This is a genomic window from Sanguibacter inulinus (assembly GCF_013415325.1).
Classification (GTDB): Bacteria; Actinomycetota; Actinomycetes; order Actinomycetales; family Cellulomonadaceae; genus Sanguibacter; species Sanguibacter inulinus.
In genome coordinates this window covers 1-24,737 of record NZ_JACBYE010000044.1, presented here as the reverse complement: position 1 = coordinate 24,737, position 24,737 = coordinate 1, and the positions used below count along the sequence as shown (strand labels likewise).

At 71.2% G+C, this 24,737-nt stretch carries 17 protein-coding genes; 7 read left to right on the top strand and 10 right to left on the bottom strand.

The genetic code is table 11. The features are described from left to right. Window positions 1-21: 21 nt before the first annotated feature. The 6 genes from HZZ10_RS14890 to HZZ10_RS14865 form a co-directional block, all read right to left on the bottom strand. The gene (locus HZZ10_RS14890) at window positions 22-1,374 is read right to left on the bottom strand and encodes an MFS transporter (RefSeq protein WP_179914101.1); all 1,353 of its coding nucleotides are present in this window, start codon (window positions 1,372-1,374) and stop codon (window positions 22-24) included. After that, window positions 1,367-2,410, bottom strand: a complete 1,044-nt coding sequence (locus HZZ10_RS14885) for a uroporphyrinogen decarboxylase/cobalamine-independent methonine synthase family protein (RefSeq protein ID WP_179914100.1) — start codon at window positions 2,408-2,410, stop codon at window positions 1,367-1,369. The genes HZZ10_RS14890 and HZZ10_RS14885 overlap by 8 nt, the downstream gene beginning before the upstream one ends. After that, a complete protein-coding gene (mnmA, locus tag HZZ10_RS14880; protein WP_179914099.1) occupies window positions 2,407-3,651 on the bottom strand; it encodes a tRNA 2-thiouridine(34) synthase MnmA in 1,245 nt (414 codons plus the stop codon). The genes HZZ10_RS14885 and mnmA overlap by 4 nt, the downstream gene beginning before the upstream one ends. Beyond that, window positions 3,648-4,886, bottom strand: a complete 1,239-nt coding sequence (locus HZZ10_RS14875; protein WP_179914098.1) for a cysteine desulfurase family protein — start codon at window positions 4,884-4,886, stop codon at window positions 3,648-3,650. The genes mnmA and HZZ10_RS14875 overlap by 4 nt, the downstream gene beginning before the upstream one ends. A gap of 87 nt (window positions 4,887-4,973) precedes the next feature. Beyond that, window positions 4,974-5,984, bottom strand: coding sequence for an electron transfer flavoprotein subunit alpha/FixB family protein (locus HZZ10_RS14870; protein ID WP_179914097.1), 1,011 nt, complete (start codon window positions 5,982-5,984; stop codon window positions 4,974-4,976). Between the two features lie 21 nt (window positions 5,985-6,005). Further along, a complete protein-coding gene (locus HZZ10_RS14865; protein WP_179914096.1) occupies window positions 6,006-6,812 on the bottom strand; it encodes an electron transfer flavoprotein subunit beta/FixA family protein in 807 nt (268 codons plus the stop codon). A 114-nt stretch (window positions 6,813-6,926) separates the two neighbouring features. On the opposite strand from HZZ10_RS14865, the gene glgX reads away from it, so the two are divergent. Then, entirely contained in the window at window positions 6,927-9,377 is a 2,451-nt protein-coding gene (gene glgX, locus HZZ10_RS14860; RefSeq protein WP_179914095.1) for a glycogen debranching protein GlgX, read from the top strand. After that, a complete protein-coding gene (locus HZZ10_RS14855) occupies window positions 9,374-9,901 on the top strand; it encodes a GNAT family N-acetyltransferase (RefSeq protein WP_179914094.1) in 528 nt (175 codons plus the stop codon). Before glgX ends, HZZ10_RS14855 begins: the two co-directional genes overlap by 4 nt. Here HZZ10_RS14855 and HZZ10_RS14850 read toward each other — a convergent pair. Both HZZ10_RS14850 and glgP read right to left on the bottom strand, forming a co-directional pair. After that, on the bottom strand, window positions 9,874-10,323 hold the full coding sequence (locus tag HZZ10_RS14850; protein WP_056137040.1) for a GNAT family N-acetyltransferase: 450 nt from the start codon (window positions 10,321-10,323) through the stop codon (window positions 9,874-9,876). The two genes, HZZ10_RS14855 and HZZ10_RS14850, sit on opposite strands and share 28 nt — an antisense overlap. A gap of 97 nt (window positions 10,324-10,420) precedes the next feature. Further along, the gene (gene glgP, locus HZZ10_RS14845) at window positions 10,421-12,988 is read right to left on the bottom strand and encodes an alpha-glucan family phosphorylase (RefSeq protein ID WP_179914093.1); all 2,568 of its coding nucleotides are present in this window, start codon (window positions 12,986-12,988) and stop codon (window positions 10,421-10,423) included. 197 nt (window positions 12,989-13,185) lie between these two features. Between glgP and HZZ10_RS14840 the strand changes: the two genes are divergently transcribed. The 5 genes from HZZ10_RS14840 to HZZ10_RS14820 all read left to right on the top strand — a co-directional run bounded on the left by HZZ10_RS14840 (window position 13,186) and on the right by HZZ10_RS14820 (window position 22,506). Beyond that, on the top strand, window positions 13,186-15,345 hold the full coding sequence (locus HZZ10_RS14840; protein WP_373367339.1) for an alpha-1,4-glucan--maltose-1-phosphate maltosyltransferase: 2,160 nt from the start codon (window positions 13,186-13,188) through the stop codon (window positions 15,343-15,345). Further along, window positions 15,342-17,135 (top strand): maltose alpha-D-glucosyltransferase, encoded by a 1,794-nt coding sequence (gene treS, locus HZZ10_RS14835; protein WP_228087647.1) that lies wholly within the window; start codon window positions 15,342-15,344, stop codon window positions 17,133-17,135. The genes HZZ10_RS14840 and treS overlap by 4 nt, the downstream gene beginning before the upstream one ends. A 63-nt stretch (window positions 17,136-17,198) precedes the next feature. Next, window positions 17,199-18,737 carry a maltokinase N-terminal cap-like domain-containing protein gene (locus tag HZZ10_RS14830; RefSeq protein WP_179914092.1) on the top strand — a complete coding sequence of 513 codons (1,539 nt, stop codon included), beginning with the start codon at window positions 17,199-17,201 and terminating at the stop codon, window positions 18,735-18,737. A 70-nt stretch (window positions 18,738-18,807) separates the two neighbouring features. Then, a complete protein-coding gene (glgB, locus tag HZZ10_RS14825) occupies window positions 18,808-21,018 on the top strand; it encodes a 1,4-alpha-glucan branching protein GlgB (RefSeq protein ID WP_179914091.1) in 2,211 nt (736 codons plus the stop codon). Window positions 21,019-21,261: 243 nt separating this feature from the next. Then, window positions 21,262-22,506, top strand: coding sequence for a C40 family peptidase (locus HZZ10_RS14820; protein WP_179914090.1), 1,245 nt, complete (start codon window positions 21,262-21,264; stop codon window positions 22,504-22,506). A gap of 173 nt (window positions 22,507-22,679) precedes the next feature. On the opposite strand, the gene HZZ10_RS14815 is transcribed toward HZZ10_RS14820, so the two are convergent. Continuing rightward, window positions 22,680-23,624, bottom strand: a complete 945-nt coding sequence (locus tag HZZ10_RS14815; RefSeq protein ID WP_179914089.1) for a tetratricopeptide repeat protein — start codon at window positions 23,622-23,624, stop codon at window positions 22,680-22,682. A gap of 213 nt (window positions 23,625-23,837) precedes the next feature. Then, the coding region (locus HZZ10_RS14810) for a DUF8094 domain-containing protein (RefSeq protein WP_179914088.1) at window positions 23,838-24,737 on the bottom strand (900 nt) is incomplete at its 5' end.

Here is a 24,737-nt window from a genome sequence, read left to right as displayed (position 1 = left end):
CCTCGACGAGCGAGGTGCGGGTCAGGGCTCTGGGTGGCGGGAGTCGTAGGCGAGGAGCCGGGGCTGCCAGCGCAGCAGGAGCAGGAGCACCACGACGCAGGCGAGACCTCCGACCACGGCAGCCCGGCCCTCGCCCCACCAGGACGACTGGGCGCCCAGCACCAGGTCACCGAGGCGCGGTCCACCGGCGACCACGACGATGAACACCCCCTGGAGCCGTCCGCGCATGTCGTCGGGGGTCGCCGACTGGAGGATGGTCTGGCGGAACACCGAGCTGATCGCGTCGGACGCCCCGCACAGGACCAGCATGAGGAGCGCGGCGCCCAGCGCGACGACGAGCACGTGGTCCGGGCTGGTCCGCCCCGCCAGGACGAGCACGACGCCGAAGCCCGCGACGGACAGACCCCAGCCGATGATCGCCCACATGATGACGACCCCCTGCCTGTGCACGCGGGTCAGCCCGCCCGAGAACACCCCGGCGAGCAGACCGCCGACTGCGAGGGCTGCGGTGAGCGCACCTGTCGTGGCCGCTCCCCCGCCGAGGATGACCACGCCGATCGCGGGGAACAGCACGCGAGGCATCGCGAGGATCATCGCGACCAGGTCGACGAGGAAGGTCATGCGGACGTTGGGGCGCGTCGCGAGGTAGCGGAGCCCCTCGAGCACGGACGACAACCCGACCCGGCGGCGCGCCGCGTCCTTGGTCCCCGACCGTGGGTCGACCTCGCCCTCGACGCCGTCGACCCCGTCCCCGGCGTGCGAGGGCTCGGGCGGCATGCCGGGCAGCTGGACCAGGGCCCACAGCGCGGCCGTGAAGCACAGCACGTCGACCGTGTAGACGATGCCGTAGCCCCACCGGCTCACCACGAGGGCCGCAACCAGCGGACCGACGGTCAGCGCGATGTTCCAGGTGATGGTCATGAGGGTGTTCGCCGCAGGCAGCAGGCGCGCCGGCAGCAGCCTGGGGATGATGGCCGAGCGCGCCGGGTTGTTGACCGCGAAGGCGGCCGACTGGAGCGCGACCAGCCCGTAGAGCAGGCCGACCGACCCGACGTCGAGCCACGCCTGCGCGGCGAGCAGCATCGTCACGACCCACAGCACCACCGACGCCGAGAGCGCGACCTTGCGGCGGTCGTAGGCGTCGACGAGCGCACCGCCGTAGAGGCCGAGCACGACGAGAGGCACGAGCGCGCAGATGCCCAGCACACCGACGGCGAAGGTCGACGAGGTGAGCGAGTAGACCTGGAGCCCGACCGCCACGACCGTGAGCTGAGCGCCGAGGTTCGAGATCCCCAGCCCCCACCACAGGCGCCTGAAGGCAGGCGACTCGCGCAGCGGGGTGGTGTCGGCGAAGAGGCGGCGGCCGCTAGCCACCAGCACGCTCGGCGAGGATCTCCGCGGCCCGCACGACGGTCCCCAGGGCGCCGCGGGCTCGGTCGGGGGTGCCGTCCGTGGTCCAGGTCGCGGCGCTGCCCGCCGAGCTGAGGACCACGTCGGCGAGCCCCTCAGCAGGCAGACCGAGACGTCGCCACGGGACGCTCACGAGGTCGGCGAGCCCCCGGACGTCTGCTCCAGCGCACTGCGAGACCGTCGCGGGCGGCAGACCGGCCCAGAGCTGCGTCCCCCGCTCGACGGCGCGGGCGAGGAGCTCCCACCCACGAGAGTCCCAGCGGCCGTCGGCGACAGGGCCGACCTCGAGCCCGACGGCGTCGGCCCCCGACAGCACGACGGGCGGGACGGCGTCCCAGACCTGCCCGACGTGGACGACCGAGCGGGCACCGGCGGCGCGGACCGCGTGGACGACGGGCTCGAGCCCTTCGAGGATCTCCGGCCCGCGGACCGCACGCAGACGTGAATAGCCCGAGAAGCTCGGGATCACCCCCGCGGAGACCTGACCGAGGAGCGACTCGTCGACCTGGACCGTGAGCTCGACGCCCGGAGCCTGCGCCCGCACAGCAGCGACGTGCTCACCGATTCCCTCGGCGAGGGCGCCGACGAGGGCCCGCACGGCTCCGAGGTCGGAGAGCACCCTGTCGCCCCGTGCCAGGTAGAGGGTCGCGGCGAGCGTCCACGGACCGACGACCTGGACCGTCAGCGGGCCGCTGTACCCGGCGCCGGCGATCGCGAGGGCGTCGAGGTCTTCGCGCAGGAAGGCCTCGGCACGGCTCGCGTCGAGGCCGGGGTGGTCGGCGATCTTCCAGCCGTGCGGGCCGAGCTCGACGGGCATCTCGGGCAGGAGCAGCGCCGTCCGGGCGACGGGCTCAGAGCCGGCTCCCCGGCCGGGGAGCTGGGTGAAGAAGGGAAGGCCTTCGACCCCCGTCGGCGCAGCCGAGAGGTCGCCGATGATGGTCAGCAGCGACTCGAGAGGATCTGTGCCGGGCCAGACGCCCGGGCCGCTCGCCCCGGTCACGCCGAGCGTGCGGGCTCGGCCGTCGCGTGGCCCACCGGCTCGGCCGGGCGAGAGCGCGACGACGAGACCACCGTCGACTGCCCGAGGACCCGGGTGCCGAGGTAGACCACGAGCGACTGGCCCGCGGCGACGCCGCGCAGGGTCGCGCCGACGAGCTCGACCTCCATGCCACCGGTCGCCCCACCTGCGTCGGGGACCGAGCGGACACGGGCCGCCACGGGCTCCCCGTGCGCCCGGACCTGGACCTCGGCGTCGATCCACGCCGACGGTGCCGGGCCGCTCGGAGCAGCGGGAGCGTCAGCCCCCGAGGCGGTTGCAGGGGTAGCGACCCCGTGCGCCGCGAGCACGTCGTCTGCGAGCCACACGCTCTGGTCGCCGACGATGCGGTCGACCGAGAGCATCTCGGCAGGACCCACGACGACGGTGTTGGAGACGGGCTGGATGTCCAGGACGTAGCGCGGCTTGCCGTCGGCAGCGGGACGCCCGAGCTTGAGGCCCTTCCGCTGCCCGACCGTGTAGGTGTACGACCCCTCGTGCTCCCCGAGGACCGTGCCGTCGGAGTCGACGATGTCGCCGGTCTTCGCGCCGAGGCGCTCGCGCAGGAAGCCCTGGGTGTCACCGTCCGCGACGAAGCAGATGTCGTAGGAGTCAGGCTTGGTCGAGACGCTCAGCCCGCGGGCCGCAGCCTCGGCACGGACCTCGTCCTTCGTCTCGAAGGCCCCGAGGGGGAACATCGCGCGCTGGAGCCTGTCGGGCCCCATGACCGCAAGCACGTAGGACTGGTCCTTCGCGGTGTTCGGCGAGCGGTGCAGCTCGCGCAGCTCGGTGCCGTCGGCACGCGTCGAGGTGATCACCTGGGCGTAGTGCCCTGTCGCCACGGCGTCGAAGCCGAGGGCCGTCGCCTTGTCGAGCAGCGCCTCGAACTTGATGTGCTCGTTGCACCGCACGCAGGGGTTCGGCGTGCGCCCCGCCGCGTACTCGGAGAGGAAGTCGGCGACGACAGTCTCCTCGAACTTCTCGGACAGGTCCCACACGTAGTACGGGATCCCCAGCACGTCGGCTGCGCGGCGGGCGTCGCCGGCGTCCTCGATCGAGCAGCAGCCGCGAGACCCCTCGCGGAACTGGTTGCGGTTGCGGGACAGCGCCATGTGCACGCCGACCACCTCGTGGCCGGCGTCGACGACGCGTGCTGCGGCCACGGCGGAGTCGACCCCGCCGGACATCGCTGCGAGGACCTTCATGAGCTCACCTCTCGATCGCTGCGGGGACGGCGCGTCCCGACAGACGCAAGACCGGCTGTCGTCGCGCGGGCGACGACGTCGGGGAGGACCTCGAGGACGAGGTCCACGTCGCTCTCGGTCGACGTGGCGCCGAAGGAGAAGCGTAGGGCCCCTCGTGCGTCGTCTTCGTCGATGCCGAGCGCGAGCAGGACGTGGGACGGCTGCGGCACGCCGGCCTGGCAGGCCGAGCCCGTCGAGGACTGGACCCCTGCGGAGTCGAGCAGGTACAGGAGGGAGTCACCCTCGCAGCCCTCGAAGGTCAGGTGCGCGTTGCCGGGCAGCCGCAGCGTCGGGTCGAGCGCCGGGTCGGGCCCGCGGAGCGTGGCCGAGGGGACGAGCTCGGCGACCCCGCGCAGCAGACGGTCCCGCAGCGCCGCGAGCCTGGGCGCGGTGGTCTCGCGCGCGGCAACAGACTCGCCGACCGCGACGGCGAGGGCCCGGATGCCGGCAGTGTCCAGGGTGCCCGAGCGGATCCCCCGCTCCTGACCTCCTCCGTGCAGGACCGGAGTGACCTCGAGGCTCCTGCGGACGAGCAGCGCACCTGCGCCGACGGGTCCGCCGAGCTTGTGGCCGGTGAGGGTGAGCGCGTCGAGCCCGCTCGCGGCGAAGTCGACGGGCAGGTGCCCGACAGCCTGGACGGCGTCCGAGTGCACGGGGATGCCGTAGGGACGCGCTGCGGCGACGACGGCGTCGATCGGCTGCACGGCGCCGACCTCGTTGTTGGCCCACATGACCGAGACGAGAGCGATCTCGTCGGCGTGGGCCGCGAGCTCGGCCCGGAGCGCGTCGACGTCGAGGATCCCCCGCGAGTCGACCGACAGCAGGACGATCTCGGCGCCGGCGTGCTCGGCCATCCAGAAGGCGGGGTCGAGGACAGCGTGGTGCTCGACGGCCGAGACGAGGATGCGACGACGCTCGGGGTGCGAGACACGGCGGGCCCAGAACAGGCCCTTGACCGCGAGGTTGTCCGCCTCGGTGCCGCCACCTGTGAAGACGACCTCGCTCGGACGGGCGCCGAGCGACCCGGCGACTTGCTCACGGGCCTCTTCGACGACGCGCCGGGCGGCCCGCCCTGCGGAGTGCAGGGAGGACGGGTTGCCCACGAGCGCCATCTGCTGCGCGTAGGCCTCGATCGCGGCCGACGACATGGGGGTCGTCGCCGCGTGGTCGAGGTAGGCAGACCGGTCAGGATTCACAGTCGACCAGTCTACGAGTCACCGCTGGGCGCGCGATCCGCCAGGGCTGTGACGTCCGCAGCCCTGAGTCCTGCTCCCAGCAGCACGTCATCCCTGCGCTGCGCGCTCCTTGTGCGCACGGACGGCCTGGGCCGCCTGCGGGAGGACGTCGGCGAGGTCGCCCACGACGCCGAAGTCCGCGATCTCGAAGATCGGGGAGTCCGGGTCGTTGTTGACGGCGATGATGACGCTCGAGGCCTGCATGCCGCCGCGGTGGTGCGGCGCACCCGAGATCCCCGCACCGACGTAGACCCGCGGCGCGATGGTCACGCCGGTCTGGCCGATCTGCGCATCGTGCCCGACCCAGCCCTCGTCGACGGCGTCGCGGGTCGCGCCCACGGCAGCTCCGAGAGCGTCGGCAAGGTCTTCGACGGGCCCGAAGTCACCGAGGGTGCCTCGTCCGCCGGCCACCACGTAGGCGGCCTCGTCGAGGGCGGGACGCCCGGAGGTCTCCCCCGCAGAGGCGTGGGGTGTGCGCGAGACGAGCACGGCGGCCGTCGCACGCTCTGTCGGCTGGACCGCGAGACGCTCGACCGCAGGCGCGGAGGGGACGGGCGCGCTCGAGGCGACGACGGCGTTGGAGCGCAGGGTGAAGACCGAGCGGCTCGTCGTCGGGGCGCACTCGACGTCCCAGGTCCCCGCGAAGACCCGCTTGACGCCCACCAGCCCGGCCTCCGTCACCGTGACACCCGAGGCGTCGTAGACGTAGCCGGCCGAGAGCGAGCGTGCGGCGAGCGCACCGATCTCCCGGTTGACGAAGGACGAGGTGAGCAGCACGACGTCGGCACCCCGGTGCTCGGCAGCAGCCGCGAGCGCCTCGGCGGCGACAGGGGTGAGGTGGGCCCCGACGGTCTCGTCACCCGGGAGGTCGACGACCAGGACCGACGACGCGCCCTGGTCGGCAAGACCGGCGAGGGTCGCCTCGGAGGGTTCGGCGAGGGCGACGGCGGTCACGGCCCCGAGGCTGCGGGCGAGGGTGAGCAGCTCGCGGGCGGGTGAGCGGAGGCCCTCGGCCGGGGTGTCGAGCAGGACGAGGACGGTGCGGTCTGGTGCAGTCATGGTCGGTCCGTCTCTCTCAGGTCAGACGAGGTCGTTGCGGATGAGGTAGTCGGCGAGCGCGAGCCCGCCCTCACCCTTGTCGGTGACGAGCTCCACGTCGGGGCGCGGCGGGCGCGGGGCGCTCGTGACGGCTGTCGCCCGAGCCGCCTGCGCGCCGACGGCCTCGGGCGCGAGGCCGACGTCGGAGAGCCCGAGGACGGTGATCTCCTTGGTGCGAGCCGCCATGATGAGCTTGAAGTTGGGGTAGCGCGGGGTGTTCACGTGGTCGGTCACGGAGACGACGGCGGGGGTCGGGGCGCTGAGCACCTCCGTCACGCCGTCGAGGTCGCGCTCGATCTCGACCTGGCCGTGCTCGACGCTCAGCCTGGACGCGAGGGTGAGCTGCGGGAGCCCGAGCTCGGCGGCGACGAGGCTGGTGACGACCGAGCCGAGACCGTCGAGGGCCGCCATGCCGGTGATGACGAGGTCGACGGGGGTCTGCGCGTCGAGGGTGCGGACGGCTGCGGCGACAGCCGTGGCCGTCGCGAAGACGTCCGAGCCGGCGAGCGCGTCGTCGCCGAGGCGGACCGCTGTGTCGACGCCGATCTGGAAGGCCTTGCGGAGCGCGGCGTCGGCCTCGACGGGTCCGACGGTGAGCGCGACGACCTCGCTGGTCGCCCGCTCGGCCTCGTCGAGGGCCTCGACGATCTGCAGGGCAGCCTCGACGGCGTTCTCGTCGAGCTCGTTGAGGGTGCCGTCCTCAGCTCCGCGCCTGACCCGGCCCTCGGGGGTGAGCCCTCGGTCGGAGTGGATGTCGGGGACGTGCTTGACCGGGACGACGATCCTCATAGTGCCGCTCTCTCTTCCGTCGCGATGATCCTGCTGAAGCCTACAACGGGGCTGCGACGCGACCTGGCCGGTCGGGCGGCGCTGGAGAGGTCGGCGACGAGCCACAATAGGGCCATGAGCGACACACGAGCCGCCTCCGTCCACGGTCCGGTCCCACCCTTCGGCGTCCACCTCGACGGCGGTGGCGTCCGCGTCTCGGTGCTGGCCTCGCACGCGACCGGTGTCGACCTCTGCCTGATCGACGTGGTGCGGTCCGCCCCGGGTGCAGAGCCCCGCTACACCGAGCGGCGGGTCCCGCTGACCGAGCGTGCCTACGGTGTGTGGCACGGCTACGTGCCGGGCGTGCACGAGGGTCAGCGCTACGGGTTCAGGACCTACGGGCCCTGGGACCCTGCGGCCGGTCTGCGGCACAACCCGGCCAAGCTGCTGGTGGACCCCTACGCCCGCGGGATCGTCGGCGAGCTCGACTTCGGCCCGGAGACCTACGGCCACGTCGCCCACGTCGCCCACGTCGAGCCCGTCGAGCCCCTCGACGGAATGCAGACCGCAAGCACCGCCACCACAGCACCCACAGCACCCACAGCACCCACAGCACCCACGAGCCTCACCGGTGTGGCCGACCTCGCCCGCACGGACGACGCTGACCAGACGTCCCTCCCGGGCGTCCCCCGCACGCGCACACCGATGCTCGGCAGGCACGTCGTCGGCGACCCCTACGGCCCCGCGGACGACCGTGACTCCCTCGGCTCGGTGCCGCACTCTGTCGTCGTCGGGCCGCGCCACCACCACCCACCCGTCCGCCGCCCGCAGGTGCCGTGGCGCGACACCGTGATCTACGAGGCGCACGTGCGCGGGCTGACCCAGCAGCTCGACGCCGTGCCCGAGCACCTGCGCGGTACCTACGCAGGTCTGGCGCACCCCGCCACCATCACGCACCTCAAAGACCTGGGCATCACCACGGTCGAGCTGCTGCCGATCCACGCCTTCGTCCCCGAGCCGCACCTCGTGACCAAGGGGCTGACCAACTACTGGGGCTACAACACGATCGGCTTCTTCGCCCCGCACGGCGGGTACGCGACGGCTGCAGCGCAGGCCGCAGGCCCGGGAGCCGTCCTCGACGAGGTCAAGGGCATGGTGCACCTGCTGCACGAGGCCGGTCTCGAGGTCCTCCTCGACGTCGTCTACAACCACACCTGCGAAGGGGGTGCGCCCGGTCAGCACATCGGCTGGCGGGGTCTGGACAACAGCGCGTACTACCTGCACGACGGCGGTTCGCCCGCACGGCTCGTCGACGTCACGGGGTGCGGCAACTCCCTGGACTTCAGCAGGCCGCGCGTCGTCCAGATGGCGCTCGACTCCTTGCGCTACTGGGCGCAGGAGGTCGGCGTGGACGGCTTCAGGTTCGACCTCGCCGTGACGCTCGGCCGCGACCGCGCAGGCTTCACCTCGAACCACCCCTTCCTCGTGGGGCTGCAGACCGACCCCGTGATCAACCAGCTCAAGCTCGTCGCCGAGCCGTGGGACGTCGGCATGGGCGGGTGGCAGACCGGCGGCTTCCCCGCGCCGATGGCCGAGTGGAACGACAGGTTCCGCAACGCCACACGCTCCTTCTGGCTCTCCGACCCCGCAGCCGCCGCCCACGGGCGCGGGGGGCATGGGATCCGCGAGCTCGCGACGCGTCTCGCCGGGTCCGCGGACCTCTTCGGGCACTCAGACCCGCCGCTCGTGCGTGGCGCGATCGCGTCGGTCAACTACGTCACCGCACACGACGGCTTCACGCTCGCCGACCTCGTCGCGTACGAGCACAAGCACAACCAGGCCAACGGTGAAGACGGCCGTGACGGCAGCGACGACAACCGGTCGTGGAACCACGGGATCGAAGGTCCTGTCCCGGCTGACTCGCTCGGCATGGAGATCGCTCCCCTGCGGCGCCGGTCGATCCGCAACCTGCTCGGCATGCTGCTGCTCTCCGCGGGCACCCCGATGATCACCGCCGGGGACGAGACCGGACGGACGCAGGGCGGCAACAACAACGCCTACTGCCAGGACAACGAGATCTCGTGGGTGGACTGGGACCTCACCCCGTGGAGGGAAGACCTCCTCGCGACCACCCAGCACCTGCTGCGGCTGCGGCGCGAGCACCTGGCGCTGCGCGTGGACGGGTTCTTCCTCGGCCACCCCCAGCCCGAGGACGAGCCCGGTCAGCCGGACCTCGCCTGGTACGACGCCGAGGCGTCGCCCGTCTCGCACGAGCAGTGGCACGACACCAGCACCCGGATCGTGCAGATGCTGCGCCGCGAGCGCCGAGGCCACGACGACCAGGAGATCGACGACTCGCACGTGCTGCTCGTCCTCAACGGCACCCTGGACGACGTGCACGTGACGCTCGCCGGGCGCGGCAACAGCTCGCGCGCCTGGACCCTCGCGTGGGACTCCGCGTGGGAGCACCCCGACGACCGCGAGCTGGCCGCCGACGGCGGACCGCACGACGTGGCCGCGGGGACCCGGGTCCACCTCGAGCCTCTGAGCATGCAGGTCTACCTCGCCTACCTGGACCACGCATGAGAGGCCCGCAGGCTCCTGTCCTGTGGGAGGTCGTCGACCCGACGTCCGACGCGGCCCGGCAGATCCTCACGGAGTACTTCGACGACATCGTCGGTCGGTACTGGGGACGTCCGGCCACCCCGACCGAGGTCGCGACAGCGATGACCGACGAGCCGAGCGACGACCTCCAGGCACCGACGGGGCTGCTGCTCGTCGGCTCGGCGGACGGGACACCCGTCGCGTGCGGCGGGGTGCGGCTCGTCGGCGGCGGGGTCGCAGACCTCACGCGCATCTTCGTCTCCCCCGTCGTGCGCGGGAGGGGGCTGGGGGCCGGCCTCGTGGCCCGGCTCGAGGCGCTCGCGGTCGAGGCCGGGGTGCGGACCCTGCGCCTGGACGTGCGGGCCGACCTCGCGCAGGCCCGCTCGCTGTACCAGCGCCTGGGCTTCGTGGACGTCCCCAGGTTCAGCGACGCCCGCTACGCGGACCACTGGATGGCAAAAGAGCTGACCGCGCCCGCTCAGACGTCGAGCGCCCCCACGGTCTGACCGAAGAGCTCGACCCCTGTCGGCACAAAGCCGAGCCGCAGGTAGAAGCCCTCGGGCCCACCCTCGCCGCGCTCCCACAAGACCGTGATGCGCGAGGTCCCACGGCGACGCGCCTCGGCGACCACCTGCTCGACCGCAAAACGCCCGACTCCTGTCCCCTGGGCCGACGCGTCGACGAGCAGCCGCCAGATGCCGGCCCGGAACTCCTCAACCTCGTGCTCAGGGTCGAAGCTCGCCATGACAAAACCCACCACGGTGCCGTCGCGGACCACGACCCGCGGCCAGGCCGAGGGGTTGACGTAGGCCTCGGCGACAGACTCGAGGACCGAGGCCACGAAGACCTCCTGGCCTGGTGCGACACGCAGGCCGACAGCGGCAGGGAGGTTCTCCGGGGTGAGCTCGGCGAGCGTCAGGCTGGTCATCCCCCGAGTGTAGGCAGACACCCCCGCCGGGAGACCCGGCGGGGGTGTCTGGTCCCTCTCACGCGCAGGGCGTCAGCGGGTCGGTGAGGCGAGGAGGTCAGGCGTTGCTGACCAGCCCGAGCTCGGCCACGTTGGCGAGGCCGGCGTGCCGCGGCACGACCCGGACCGTGTAGCCGAAGGCCCCGGAGAAGTCGAGGACGATCTCCCCACCGAAGGCGAAGCGGCCGTTCTCGTACTCCTCGGTGACCTCGAGGGACTGCGTCTCGAAGCTCGACATCTCGTCGGACTCGGAGACCTTGCCGTGGACCACCTGCACGTCGACGTCGGCGGGCGTCAGCGCACCGAGCGAGACGTAGGCCCTGACGGCGAGCCTGTCACCGACCTGCGGGGACTCCCCGAGCCCTGCGGACTCGACGTGGTCGACGCGGACCTGCGACCAGTCGGACCGGACCGTGGCCTTCCAGCCCGCGAGGTCCTTGGCCCCTGCGTAGCCCGAGCCGTGCAGCTCCCGGCCCGCGACAGCAGCCGGGGCGTAGAGGTGCCGGACGTAGTCCTCGACCATGCGGGTCGCCTGGACCTTCGGGCCCAGGGTCGCGAGGGTGTGCCGGACCTGCTGCAGCCAGTGCTGCGGTGTCCCGTCCTCGCCACGGTCGTAGAAGCGCTGGGCGACCTGGGACTCGATGAGGTCGTAGAGCGCGGCCGCCTCGAGGTCGTCACGACGGTCTGCGTCTTCGACGCCGTCAGCCGTCGGGATGGCCCAGCCGTTCTCGCCGTCGAACCACTCGTCCCACCAGCCGTCGAGGATCGACAGGTTCAGGCCACCGTTGAGCGCGGCCTTCATGCCCGAGGTGCCGCAGGCCTCGAGGGGGCGCAGCGGGTTGTTGAGCCACACGTCGCAGCCCGGGTACAGCGTCTGGGCCATGCCGATGTCGTAGTTCGGCAGGAACACGATGCGGTGGCGCACGGCGGGGTCGTCGGTGAACTTGACGAGCTGCTGGATGAGGCGCTTGCCCTGGTCGTCGGCCGGGTGCGACTTGCCCGCGATGATCAGCTGGACCGGGCGCTCGGGGTCGAGCAGGAGCGCGCGCAGGCGGTCAGGGTCGCGCAGCATGAGCGTGAGCCGCTTGTACGTCGGCACACGACGGGCGAACCCGATGGTCAGGACGTCGGGCGAGAGCGCCTCGTCGACCCAGCCGAGCTCGGCAGGGCTCGCGCCGCGCTTGCGCCAGGACTTGCGCAGGCGGGCCCGCGCGTCCTCGACGGTCTGCGCCCGCAGCTCGCGGCGCAGCGCGAACAGCTCGGCGTCGGTGATGGCCGAGGGGTCGAGCCACCCTGTCGAGTCCGCGAGCGCCTCGGGCGCGAAGCGGCTCTCGGCGAGCTCGCTCACGCGGCGGTCGACCCAGGTCGGGGCGTGCACGCCGTTGGTGATCGAGCTGATCGGCACCTCGGAGCCGTCGAAGCCCGGCCACAGACCGTTGAACATGCCGCGAGATACCTCGCCGTGGAGCAGCGAGACACCGTTGGCACGGCCGCCGAGGCGCAGGCCCATGACGGCCATGTTGAAGACCGTCGGGTCCCCACCCTCGTAGTCCTCGGCGCCGAGCGCGAGGACACGGTCGAGCGGGACACCGGCAATCTCGTTGGCACCGCCGAAGTACTGGCTGATCGTGTCGACACCGAAGCGGTCGATACCCGCGGGGACGGGGGTGTGCGTCGTGAAGACCGTCGCGGAGCGGACGGCCTCGAGGGCCTCGTCGAAGCCGAGACCGTGCTGCGAGACGAGCTCGGCCACCCGCTCCACGCCGAGGAACCCGGCGTGGCCCTCGTTGGTGTGGTAGACCTCGGGCTCCGGCGCCCCGGTCAGGCGAGACCACAGGCGCAGCGCACGGACGCCGCCGACACCGAGCAGGAGCTCCTGCTGGAGCCTGTGCTCACCGCCGCCGCCGTAGAGGCGGTCGGTGACCTTGCGCGCGAGGTCGTCGTTCTCGGGGATGTTCGAGTCGAGGAGCAGCAGCGGGACGCGGCCGACGGCAGCCATCCACACGTGGGCGTGCAGCATCCGGTCGCCGGGCAGGTTGATCGAGACGGTCGCCGGGGTGCCGTCGTCCTCACGGACCAGCGTGACGGGCATGGCGTCGGGGTCGAGCAGCGGGTAGTCCTCGACCTGCCAGCCGTCACGGGTGAGGGACTGGACGAAGTAGCCGGCGCCGTAGAGCAGACCGACGCCGACGATCGGCACACCGAGGTCAGAGGCGCTCTTGAGGTGGTCGCCCGCGAGGATGCCGAGGCCGCCCGAGTACTGGGGCAGGACCTTGGTGATGCCGAACTCGGGCGAGAAGTACGCGATCGCGGCGGGCAGGTCGTCACCCGCGCCCTGGTACCAGCGCGGCTCGGTGAGGTACGTGCGCAGGCCTGCGGCCTCCACGCGGACACGCTCGACGAGCCCGGCGTCGGCGGCGAGGGCCGCGAGCTTCTCGGGGCTCAGCGCACCGAGGAGCGAGACGGGGTCGCCCTTGACCGAGGCCCACAGGGCAGGGTCGAGGCTCTCGAACAGGTCCCGGGTCGGGCCGTGCCACGACCAGCGGAGGTTGTGGGCCAGCTCGTCGAGATCGTGGAGCGCGGCGGGGAGGACGGTGCGGACGGTGAACCTGCGGATGGCTTTCACCTGGCTGACACTAACCACCCGACGGGCACCCCGTCACCAGTTCTCGGTAAATTCTCTGCAAGATCTGAAAAGGGTTGCTCGGAAGGGTGCCCGGACCCTCACGACCTGGGCCCTCTGTCCCGGTCACGACGTCGCCGAGCACCACCAGGATCGCCTCCCGAGTGTCCGGACCGGCCAGGAGTCGGTAGGTTCGTCAGGTGACCTCCAAGCGCAGCGCGAAGCAGTCCTCGCGAACCAGTCCTGCACCCGCTCCGGCCGCCACCACCGACCCCACCAGCAGCGCGACCCCGAGCGCCGCCGCGGCACAGCCCGTCGGTCGGCACACCGCTGACGACTCCCCCGCAGCGGTCGCCGTCCTGGTCGACCCGATCGGCCGCATCCCCGTCGTCGACGTCGCCCCCGTGATCGCCGAGGGCCGCTGGCCCGCGAAGGCGAGCGTCGGCGAGGTCGTCCCCGTCGAGGCGACGGTCTTCCGCGAGGGGCACGACGCCGTCGCGGCCACAGCCGTCCTCGTCTCGCCCACGGGCGAGCGCCACGAGGCCCGGATGGTCGACATCGCGCCCGGCCTCGACCGCTTCCGCGCCGAGATCGTCCCCGGCGAGGTCGGCGCCTGGACCCTCCTGGTCGAGGGCTGGTCCGACCCCTACGGCACCTGGGAGCACGACGCGACCGTCAAGATCGAGGCTGGCGTCGACGTCGACCTCATGCTCGCCGAGGGTGCAGCGCTCTTCGAGCGTGTCGCCGCCCTGACCGGCCTCTCCCCCGAGGACGCCCAGGTGGTCGCCGGCACCGTGACGGCCCTGCGCGACACGAGCCGCCCCCCCGAGGTCAGGCTCGCCGCAGGCACCGCCCCCGAGGTGCACGCCGTCCTCGCGCGGACCCCTCTGCGCGACATGGTCTCGCCCAGCCGCGCGTACCCCCTCCAGGTCGACAGGCCCCTCGCGCTCGCGGGCTCCTGGTACGAGTTCTTCCCGCGGTCGGAGGGTGCACGCCTCGACGAGACGACGGGCACCTGGGTGTCCGGCACCTTCTCGACGGCGGCCGAACGGCTGCCGGCGATCGCCGAGATGGGCTTCGACGTCGTCTACCTCACGCCGATCCACCCGATCGGCACGACGAACCGCAAGGGTCGCAACAACACCCTCGACCCGCAGCCGGGCGACCCCGGATCGCCCTACGGCATCGGCTCGGCCGACGGCGGGCACGACGCGATCCACCCCGAGCTCGGCACCTTCGCGGACTTCGACGCCTTCGTCGCCCGGTCGCGCGAGCTCGGCATGGAGATCGCCCTCGACCTGGCGCTCCAGTGCTCCCCGGACCACCCGTGGGTGACCGAGCACCCCGAGTGGTTCACCACCCGGGTCGACGGGTCGATCGCCTACGCCGAGAACCCGCCGAAGAAGTACCAGGACATCTACCCCCTGAACTTCGACAACGACCCCGAGGGCATCTACACCGAGATCCTGCGGGTCGTCAGGCTGTGGATCGAGCACGGCGTGACCGCCTTCCGCGTCGACAACCCGCACACCAAGCCGCTGCCCTTCTGGGAGCGCCTGATCGCCGAGGTCCGCACGACGAACCCCGAGGTGATCTTCCTCGCGGAGGCCTTCACCAAGCCCGCGATGATGCACACCCTCGCGAAGATCGGGTTCCACCAGTCGTACACGTACTTCACGTGGCGGAACACCAAGGAAGAGCTCACCGAGTACCTGGAAGAGGTCTCAGGCCCCTCGGGCTCCTACATGCGTCCGAGCTTCTGGCCGACGACCCACGACATCCTCCCGCCGTACCTGCAGGAGGGCGGCGTGGCCGCCTTCGCGATCCGTGCTGTCCTGGCGGCGACGGCGTCCCCGACGTGGGGCATCTACTCCGGCTACGAGCTCGCCGAGCGCGTGCCGCGCCCGGGCGTCGAGGAGCAGATCGACAACGAGAAGTACGAGCTCAAGCAGCGCGACTGGTCGCAGGCCGCGACCGTGGGCATCTCGACCCTGCTCACCCGCCTCAACGAGATCCGCCGCGAGCACCCCGCGCTGCGCCAGCTGCGCAACCTCACGGTGCACCCGACGACGGACGACTCGATCTTGGCCTTCTCCTCCCACCTCGCGGCCGAGCACTCCCCGACGGGCGTCGCCGACACCGTGGTGACAGTCGTCAACCTCGACCCGCACAGCACCCGCTCGGCGATGGTCTGGTTCGACATGGCTGCCCTCGGTCTCGACGACGCGTCGGGCCACCCCGCGGCCTTCGCCGCCCACGACCTGCTCACCGGAGAGACCTACTCCTGGGGCTCGCAGGCCTTTGTCCAGCTCGACCCCTGGGCCAACTGCGCCCACATCATCGACGTGAGGCCGCTATGACGCGCGCGACCGATCCGCCCACCATGCCGATCCCCGTGGGCGCGCTGCCGCCCCGGCGCCAGCCCACCGCCCCGGGCGGCGGTGCGAGCGACGAGGCCATGGAGACCGAGCACACCTTCCCCGGCCTGACCGACGACCCCGAGTGGTTCAAGACGGCCGTCTTCTACGAGGTGATCGTCCGGGCCTTCTCCGACTCGACAGGTGCCGGCTCGGGCGACCTCCGCGGGCTGATCCAGCGCCTGGACTACCTCCAGTGGCTCGGCATCGACTGCCTGTGGCTGCCGCCGTTCTACCCCTCGCCGCTGCGCGACGGCGGGTACGACGTCGCCGACTACACGGCGATCGCCTCGCAGTACGGGGCCATGAGCGACTTCACCGAGCTCATCGACGAGGCCCACAAGCGCGGCATCCGGGTGGTCATCGACCTCGTGATGAACCACACGAGCGACGAGCACCCGTGGTTCCAGGCGTCGCGCTCGGACCCTGAGGGTCCCTACGGCGACTTCTACGTGTGGAACGACGAGAACACGAAGTACCAGGACGCCCGCATCATCTTCGTGGACACCGAGACGTCCAACTGGACCTTCGACCCCGTGCGCCGCCAGTACTTCTGGCACAGGTTCTTCTCGCACCAGCCCGACCTCAACTTCGAGAACCCGAAGGTCGTCGACGCGATGATCGACGTCGCGCGGTTCTGGTGCCAGGTCGGCGTCGACGGCTTCAGGCTCGACGCGGTCCCGTACCTCTTCGAGGACGAGGGCACGAACTGCGAGAACCTCCCGGCGACCCACGAGTTCCTGCGGACCGTGCGCAAGGTGATCGACACCGAGTTCCCGGGTCGCATCATGCTCGCCGAGGCGAACCAGTGGCCCGAGGAGGTCGTCGAGTACTACGGGACCGACGAGGACCCCGAGTGCCACATGTGCTTCCACTTCCCGGTGATGCCGCGCATCTTCTACTCGATCAAGGACCAGCGCGCCAAGCCGATCCTCGACATCCTCGCGGACACCCCGGCCATCCCGGCCGGTGCCCAGTGGGGCACCTTCCTGCGCAACCACGACGAGCTCACCCTCGAGATGGTCTCGACCGAAGAGCGCGCGTCAATGTACGGCTGGTACGCACCGGACCCCCGGATGCGCGCCAACGTCGGCATCCGGCGCCGGCTCGCACCGCTGCTCGACAACTCCCGCAAGGAGATCGAGCTGGCGCACGCGCTGCTGCTCTCGCTCCCGGGCAGCCCGTGCCTGTACTACGGCGACGAGATCGGCATGGGCGACAACATCTGGTTGCCCGACCGCGACGCCGTGCGCACCCCGATGCAGTGGACCCCGGACCGCAACGCCGGGTTCTCCACGGCTGACCCGGGCAAGCTGTACCTGCCGCTCATCCAGTCGCTCGTGCACAACTACCAGCACGCGAACGTCGAGGCCCAGTGGGCCCAGCCGACCTCGCTGCTGCACTGGGTGCACGGCATGCTCAAGGTCCGTCGTCAGCACCCCGCCTTCGGGACCGGCACCTTCGTGCCCCTCGAGGCGGACAACGAGTCTGTGCTCGCGTTCTTGCGCGTGACTGCGGACGAGACGCTGCTGTGCGTGACGAACCTCGCATCGACCGCACGATCGGCCAAGATCAGCCTCCCCGGGTATGCCGGTGCGCAGCTCACCGACGTGTTCGGGGGTTCTCCACTCGGCTCGACGGGCGCCGAGGGCGAGGTCGTGGTCACCTTGGGTTCACGCGACTTCTACTGGCTCTCCGTCGCCCGTGCCGAGGAGCCCCTCGGCACGGTGTAGACGGGAGCGACGACCGCCTCCGGGCGGTCGGTCCACGACGACGAGGACGGCAGGTTCACCCCTATGGCACACGAGAGCCCAGCACCGGAGACCTCCGAGCGTCTCGACGCCCCGGACGTCCTCGAGGCCGTGCGCGCCTGGTTGCCCGAGCGCCGGTGGTTCCCGACGACGGCCGACGCGACGTCGGTCGTCCGGGTCTCCCGGACCGACCTCGGGACCGACGAGCACGGCGCGCACGCTGTCGTCGACCTGCTGCGGGTGGCGGGGACCTCGTCCTCGTCGCCGCTGACCCTGCAGGTGCCGCTCGTGCTCGAGCCGGCCGGGACACCACCCGCGGCGGTCGACGCCCGCGGGCTGGTGGCTGTCCTCTCCGACGGCAGCCGGCTGCTCGACGGGGCCTACCACCCGGCCTTCGTCTCGGCGTGGCTCGAGAGGGCCACCTGGGCCGAGGGCTCGGGTGCTGCGGGTGGGGAGTCCAGCTCCGCCTTCAGCCCGGCACGGTTCGACGTCCGAGGCCTGCACGTCCTCACCGGCGAGCAGTCGAACACCTCGATCTTGCTGCCGTCCGTCTCCGGCGGGTCGATGCTCAAGGTCATCCGGGCGCTGGCCCCCGGCCAGAACCCCGACATCGTCGTGCCGCTGGCCCTGACCCGCGAGGGCTGGGGCGGCGTGCCCGCTCCCTACGCGTGGAGCGAGACCGCGGTCGACGAGGGCGCCGTGGTGGGCGGGGGTCCTGCGGCAGGCGAGAACGCCGCTGCTGCCCCGACCGCACTCCCCCGGACCTGGACCACGCACACCGGGGTGCTCGCCGAGCTCGTGCCGCAGGCGCGGGACGGCTTCGAGCTCGCCTGCGACTTCGCCCGTGAGGGTCAGCCCTTCGCCAACCCGGCGCGCGAGCTCGGGACCCAGGTGGCCCAGATGCACAGCGCCCTGCGCCGTGCATTCGCCTCCGAGGTGCACGAGGCCGACCCCGAGTGGCTGCTCGACGCGATGCACCGCAGGGTCAGGTCGGCTGCCGGGGCCAGCACGGCCGTGCGGTCCAGGGTCGACCAGATCGAGGCCTTCCTCGAGCACATGCGCGGCGTGGCCGAAGAGGCCGTCCGTCAAGGACGCCCCCTCCCCCCGGTCCAGCGCATCCACGGAGACCTCCACCTCGGCCAGGCCCTCTACAGCCCGCAGAAGGGCTGGCGCATCCTCGACTTCGAGGGCGAGCCGTTGCGTCCGCTCGCCGAGCGCACCCGTCCGGACCTGGGCGAGCGCGACGTGGCCGGCATGCTGCGCTCCTTCGACTACGCCTCCGCAGTCGGCGGCGCGACGTCGAGCGAGTGGGCACGCTCGGCCCGTCGGGCCTTCCTCGAGGGCTACACGGGCTACCTCAGCGTCCCGGGGGCCCTCGGTTTCGGCCGTCCGCCGTCGCTCGCCGACAGGGTGCTCATCCGCGACGCCTTCGAGCTCGACAAGGCCCTCTACGAGGTCGTCTACGAAGAGCGCAACAGGCCCTCCTGGATCTCGATCCCGCTCGACGCCGTCGACCGCGTGCTCAGCGGGCTGCCCGCGCCCCTCACCTCGGCAGACGCCGGGCGCACCGGCCGCGGTGCCTGACCACCTGCCTTCTGACCCGTCGTGCGCGCCTGGCCCTGCACGACCCTCTCGACCATGGAATGGTAGGGCTATGACCGACTCTGAAGCACCGGCTCCCGCAGCGTCCCGGGTCCCCGCGACCCTCGACGACCTCGCAGCCGTCGCGCACGGCACCTTCTTCGCCCCGCACAGCGTCCTCGGCGGGCACGTCGACCCAGGCTCGGGGGCCGTGACGGTCCGCGTGGTGCGCCCCCTCGCCGACGAGGTGGAGATCCTCACCGAGCACGGGGCCACCCCTGCCGAGCACGAGCACGAGGGGGTGTGGGCCGCAGTCCTGCCCGACGCCGGCGGGCACGTCCCGGACTACCGCGTGAGAGCCCGCTACGGCGAGGACGTGACAGTCGCCGACGACCCGTACAGGTTCTTGCCGACTGTCGGCGAGCTCGACCAGCACCTCGTCCGCGAGGGCCGCCACGAAGAGCTCTGGACCGTCCTCGGCGCGAATACCAAGACCTTCCCCGGCACGCTCGGCGAGGTCCACGGGACCGCCTTCGCGGTCTGGGCTCCCAACGCGCGCGCCGTCCGCGTGATCGGCGACTTCAACACCTGGTCCGGCTCGAGCCACCCGATGCGGTCCCTCGGCTCGACAGGTCTGTGGGAGCTGTTCGTCCCTGACGTCACCGCCGGGTCTCGCTACAAGTTCGAGATCCTCTCGGCCGACGGCTCGTGGCACCAGAAGGCCGACCCCATGGCCCAGGGCACCGAGATCCCGCCGGCCACGGCGTCGGTCGTCGTCGAGTCCGCCTACGAGTGGCAGGATGCCGACTGGCTCGAGCGTCGGGCCGCGAACGACCCGCACAACGCGCCGCTGAGCATCTACGAGGTCCACCTCGGCTCGTGGCGCCAGACCCTCTCGTACCGCGAGCTCGCCGAGCAGCTGACCGACTACGTGGTCGACATGGGCTTCACGCACGTCGAGCTCATGCCCGTCGCGGAGCACCCCTTTGGCGGCTCGTGGGGCTACCAGGTGACGTCCTACTACGCACCGACCTCACGCTTCGGGCACCCCGACGACTTCAGGTTCCTCGTCGACTCGCTCCACCAGGCAGGGATCGGCGTGATCGTCGACTGGGTCCCCGCGCACTTCCCCAAGGACTCGTGGGCTCTGGCCCGCTTCGACGGGACCCCGCTCTACGAGCACCCAGACCCGATGCTCGGCGAGCAGCAGGACTGGGGCACCTACGTGTTCAACTTCGGTCGGCCCGAGGTGCGCAACTTCCTCGTCGCCAACGCGACCTACTGGCTCGAGGAGTTCCACGTCGACGCGCTGCGTGTCGACGCCGTGGCCTCGATGCTCTACCTCGACTACTCCCGCGAGCCCGGCCAGTGGCGACCGAACGTCCACGGCGGGCGCGAGAACCTCGAGGCGATCGCGTTCCTGCAGGAGACCAACGCGACGGCCTACCGCCGCACCCCCGGGATCATGATGATCGCCGAGGAGTCGACCGCGTGGCCCGGCGTCACGAAGCCGACCGACGGTGGCGGGCTCGGCTTCGGCCTCAAGTGGAACATGGGGTGGATGAACGACACCCTCCGGTACCTGGCCGAGGAGCCCGTCAACCGGCGGTACCACCACCACGAGGCGACGTTCTCGCTGGTGTACGCCTACTCCGAGCAGTTCGTGCTGCCGATCAGCCACGACGAGGTCGTGCACGGCAAAGGCTCGTTGCTGCGCAAGATGCCCGGAGACGACTGGCAGCAGCTCGCCGGGGTCCGCACGCTCTTCGCGTACCAGTGGGCGCACCCGGGCAAGCAGCTGACCTTCATGGGCAACGAGCTGGCCCAGGGCACCGAGTGGGCCGAGTCGCGCAGCCTCGACTGGTACCTGCTCGACCACGCCCCGCACGCCGGGGTCCAGCGGCTCGTGCGTGACCTCAACACGGTCTACCGCGACCACCCGGCGCTGTGGGCTCTCGACCACGACCCCGCGGGATTCGAGTGGCTCGACGCCTCGGACGCCGACCACAACGTGCTCTCCTTCCTGCGACGGGACCGCGAGGGCAACGTCATGGCCGTCGTCATCAACTTCGCCGGGACGCCGCACCTCGACTACAGGCTGCCCCTGCCCTCGGGCGGGACGTGGCGTGAGGTCATGAACACCGACGCGCAGGTCTACGGCGGGTCCGAGGTGGGCAACCTGGGAGCCGTGCACTCCGACGACGTCCCCTGGACCGGGCGGCCGTTCTCGGCACTCGTGCAGGTCCCGCCGCTCGGGGCCGTGTACCTGATTCCAGAGGGCTGACGGGCAGAAGCCACGGCGCATCTTCTCGACTCGCCGAGAATTCACCCCGATGCGCGTACATTTTTCAAGAATTACTCCCTAATGCCAGGTCGTAGGTCCTCGAAGACCTCGACCCGTGAGTGATAGCTTGCGGTGCGGAAATCTTCCGCGCGCGGCTGGGTCTGACAAGACCCAGCCGCACCGGTACCACGCAAGGGGAGTTTCATGGGTCCGGTCCGACGTAGGACATCGCATCACCTCACAGTGCTTCTCGCATTCCTCCTGCTCCTCGGTGGGCAGGTTCTGATTGCGCCGACTGCAAGCGCCTCGACCGTCGACGGCGAGATCTCCCGCTCGGAGATCCTCGCGCGGGCGAACTTCTGGGTCAGCCGCAACGTCCCGTACAACCAAGGCCTCTCGACCGGAGACGTCGACGGCCGGAAGTACCGTCAAGACTGTTCCGGTTTTGTCTCCATGGCCTGGCACCTTCCGACGAGCGCATCCACCCGCACGCTCGCGACCTATGGCAACCGGCTAGCCAGCCTCGATCAGCTGCAGCCTGGAGACATGCTCCTCGACGCGGGCACCCACAGCTCCCTCTTCGTCGGCTGGAACAACTCGTCCCACACCTCAGCGACGATCTGGCACGAGTCGACACCAGGGGTCGGGACGGTAGCGGCGAACTGGACACGCGCCACGATGGGAAAGTACGTCCCGTACTCCTACAAGAAGGTGGTCGGCGACACCGCGACAAACCCTAACCCCGGCATCCTCAAGCGCGAGGTGTTCGAGTCCGCGAGCAGCACGGGATGGTCCGCACTCCCGACCGGGATCGCCGGAGAAGCCGTGGCCTCGATCACCATGGATGGCGTCAAGTACATCTACACCGTCAATGACGGGATCGTCTACGAGGCAGCGTCGAACAACAACTGGAAGAACCTCAGTACCCGGATCACCAGCAGCGGTGGAGTTGCCGCTACCGCGATCGACGGTGTCAAGTACGTCTACACGGTGAACGGTGGCCAGGTCTACGAGGCAGCCTCCAACAACAGCTGGAAGAACCTCAACTCCGGGATCCCCACCAGCGGACCCGTCGCAGTCACCTCGATGGGCGGCGTCAAGTACGTCTACACCGTCAACGGTGGCCAGGTCTACGAGGCAGCCTCCAATAACAGCTGGAAGAACCTCAACTCCGGGATCCCCACCAGCGGACCCGTCGCAGTCACCTCGATGGGCGGCGTCAAGTACGTCTACACCGTCAACGGTGGCCAGGTCTACGAGGCAGCCTCCAACAACAGCTGGAAGAACCTCAACTCCGGGATCCCCAGCCGGGGGCCGCTGGCTGCGACGTCAGCCGACGGGGTCAACTACGTGTACACGGTCAACGGCGGCCAGGTCTACGAGGCAGCCTCCAACAACAGCTGGAAGAGCCTGAACTCGGGCATCTTCAGCACTACAGGTGTGGCAGCCACCGAGATGGGCGGCATCAAGTACGTGTACACGATGTGACCATCGTGAGCACCTGACCGCACGCTCGGCGCACGTCGGCTGGACGACTCTCGTGGTCCGAGCGAGGCATCGGCTGGGGGAACAGGCGAGCCGCTGGTGATCGAAAGATCCCAGCGGCTCGCCTGCGCTCTCTCGCTCAGCTCGTCACGGCCGACCGGCTGGACTCGCTGCCGTCAGTAGAGCGCGTTCGTCAGGGCTCGGCGGGCTGGTGCGACCCGCGGGTCCTGCGGGCCGAGGAGGTCGAAGTACTCCACGAGACGCTTGCGGAGCACGTCCTTGTCCTCGGCGTCGGGGACGAGCTCGATGAGACGACCCAGGGCGTCTTCCACCTTGCCGCCCAGGAGATCGAGGTCGGCCACGGCGAGCTGCGCCTCGACGTCCTCCGGGTGGTCGGCCGCGGCGGCACGGACCGTCGCGAGGTCCGCCCCGCGGGTGCGGAGCAGGAGGCGCGCCTGCGCCAGACCTGCGGTCGCCAGGTGGTCTCGGGGGTCTTCGCGCAGTGCCTGCTCGTAGGCCGCGACGGCCGTCTCGAGGTCGTCGGCCTCGATCGCGTCGTAGGCCTTCTGGTGCAGCGGGGGGAGCTCGGGCTCAGGCGCGGCTGCGACAGCGGGGACCGTCGGCTGCTGGCCCTCCGGCGGGGCCAGGACACCTGTCACACCGTTCGCCTCGGCGGCGGTCAGGAGCTCGTCGAGGACAGAGCGGATCTGTGCCTCGTCGGCGGTCCCCTGGAACAGCGGGACCGGCTGCTGGGCGAGGACCGCGACGACAGTCGGGAAGGCCTGGACCTGGAAGGCCTGGGCGATCTGCGGGTAGGCGGTCGCGTCGATCCGGACGAGCAAGAACCGTCCGGCGTACTCGGCCGTCAAGGCCCCGAGGGTCGTCGCGAGACGTGCGTTCTCGGCGTCGGTCGGCATCCACAGGAGGGCCACCACGGGGACCTGGGCCGACTGCTGGACGACCGAGGGGAACATCTCGTCGGTGATGTCGACGACGAAGCCGCCGGCTGCGGGCGCGCCCCCCGGGGCTCCGGGCGGCGGGGCGCTCGGACGGCCGAGCGAGGACAGGTCGACCGCTCCGCGGACGTCGAACTGGGGACCGGGTGCGCCAGGCTGACTCATGGGGACTATCTTTCCATCCGTCGGTGACAAGGGAGATGGCTCGCCGTCCGTGCTGGACGGGGCGGGCCTGAGGGCTCGGACCACTCTACCGAGAGAGACGGCCACCCACCGGGCGGCCGTCTCTGGGGTGCTGCTGTCGGACCAGGAGCCCCCTGGAGCCGGTCTGGCTGCCTGGGCGGAGCGATCCCTGCGAGGGTCGGGGACCCGGGACGGTCAGGGGATCGACGCAGAGGTCGTGAGGAACTCGCTCCCGACAGCCTGCAGACCGGTCTCGCCGCCGTCCGCCGGCGGGACGTAGATGCCGACGACGATCGTCCGGCCCCACGACACGGAGTTCGAGTCGGGGGTGTCGCCGATCAGCGCGCGCTGCGAGGCGGCAGGGGACACGATCGCGCCCTCTTCCCCCGTCAGGGTCGACGCGGAGTCGATCTGCGCGACCACGAGCGCACCGCCGTCGGCGGTCCGCACCGACCGCAGGGCACCCTCAGGTGCCGAGTAGGTCTCGGTGTAGGTGCCGGCGAGCTCGGCCGCGATCGCCGTCTGCTTGGTGAAGGAGTCGGCCATAGCGGCCCGCAGCGGGTCGGCCGCGAAGTCGGCCGCGTAGGCAGAGCCCTCGCGCGAGGCCAGCACGTCGACGTATCGGGCGACGGCGTCGGCCGGGGTGACCAGCAGCGAGGTGTCGTCGGGCGCCACGGCCTCGGAGCCGACGCTCGGCGCGGCGAAGGTCGGGAGAGTGATCGAGGGGAACAACCGGATCCAGGCCCAGAGCTGGTACTGCGCGCGCGCCGAGTCCTGGCCCAGCACGAACAGGCGCTCGGTCCCGAGGTCGTCGGGGCGGGCCGAGACCGCCATCGAGGTGCGTGGCCACGTCTGGGTCGTCGGGAGGATCTCGGACTGGACCGTCGTGGGGAGCTCGGTGAGCCCGTCCTGGTTGCCGACAGCTGCAGCCACCTGCAGCTCGACGGTGCGCAGGGTCAGCGCGGGGCCGGTGAGCCTGGGCGCCAGCTCGGCCGGGTCGCCCGTCTCGGAGGCGGTGGTGAGGGCGGCGCCGATGGCGTCGAAGACCGCCGCGTCCTGGGCGCTCGAGAGGACGGGGAGGGGTGTCGGCGGGGC

Excerpts from the sequence above, each read along its gene's own strand:
- HZZ10_RS14865 (WP_179914096.1), bottom strand. The coding sequence starts at position 6,812 with ATGAGGATCGTCGTCCCGGTCAAGCACGTCCCCGACATCCACTCCGAC.
- glgB (WP_179914091.1), top strand. The coding sequence starts at position 18,808 with ATGACCGACTCTGAAGCACCGGCTCCCGCAGCGTCCCGGGTCCCCGCG.
- HZZ10_RS14830 (WP_179914092.1), top strand. The coding sequence starts at position 17,199 with ATGGCACACGAGAGCCCAGCACCGGAGACCTCCGAGCGTCTCGACGCC.
- treS (WP_228087647.1), top strand. The coding sequence starts at position 15,342 with ATGACGCGCGCGACCGATCCGCCCACCATGCCGATCCCCGTGGGCGCG.
- glgX (WP_179914095.1), top strand. The coding sequence starts at position 6,927 with ATGAGCGACACACGAGCCGCCTCCGTCCACGGTCCGGTCCCACCCTTC.
- HZZ10_RS14870 (WP_179914097.1), bottom strand. The coding sequence starts at position 5,984 with ATGACTGCACCAGACCGCACCGTCCTCGTCCTGCTCGACACCCCGGCC.
- HZZ10_RS14815 (WP_179914089.1), bottom strand. The coding sequence starts at position 23,624 with ATGAGTCAGCCTGGCGCACCCGGTCCCCAGTTCGACGTCCGCGGAGCG.
- mnmA (WP_179914099.1), bottom strand. The coding sequence starts at position 3,651 with ATGAAGGTCCTCGCAGCGATGTCCGGCGGGGTCGACTCCGCCGTGGCC.
- HZZ10_RS14855 (WP_179914094.1), top strand. The coding sequence starts at position 9,374 with ATGAGAGGCCCGCAGGCTCCTGTCCTGTGGGAGGTCGTCGACCCGACG.
- HZZ10_RS14850 (WP_056137040.1), bottom strand. The coding sequence starts at position 10,323 with ATGACCAGCCTGACGCTCGCCGAGCTCACCCCGGAGAACCTCCCTGCC.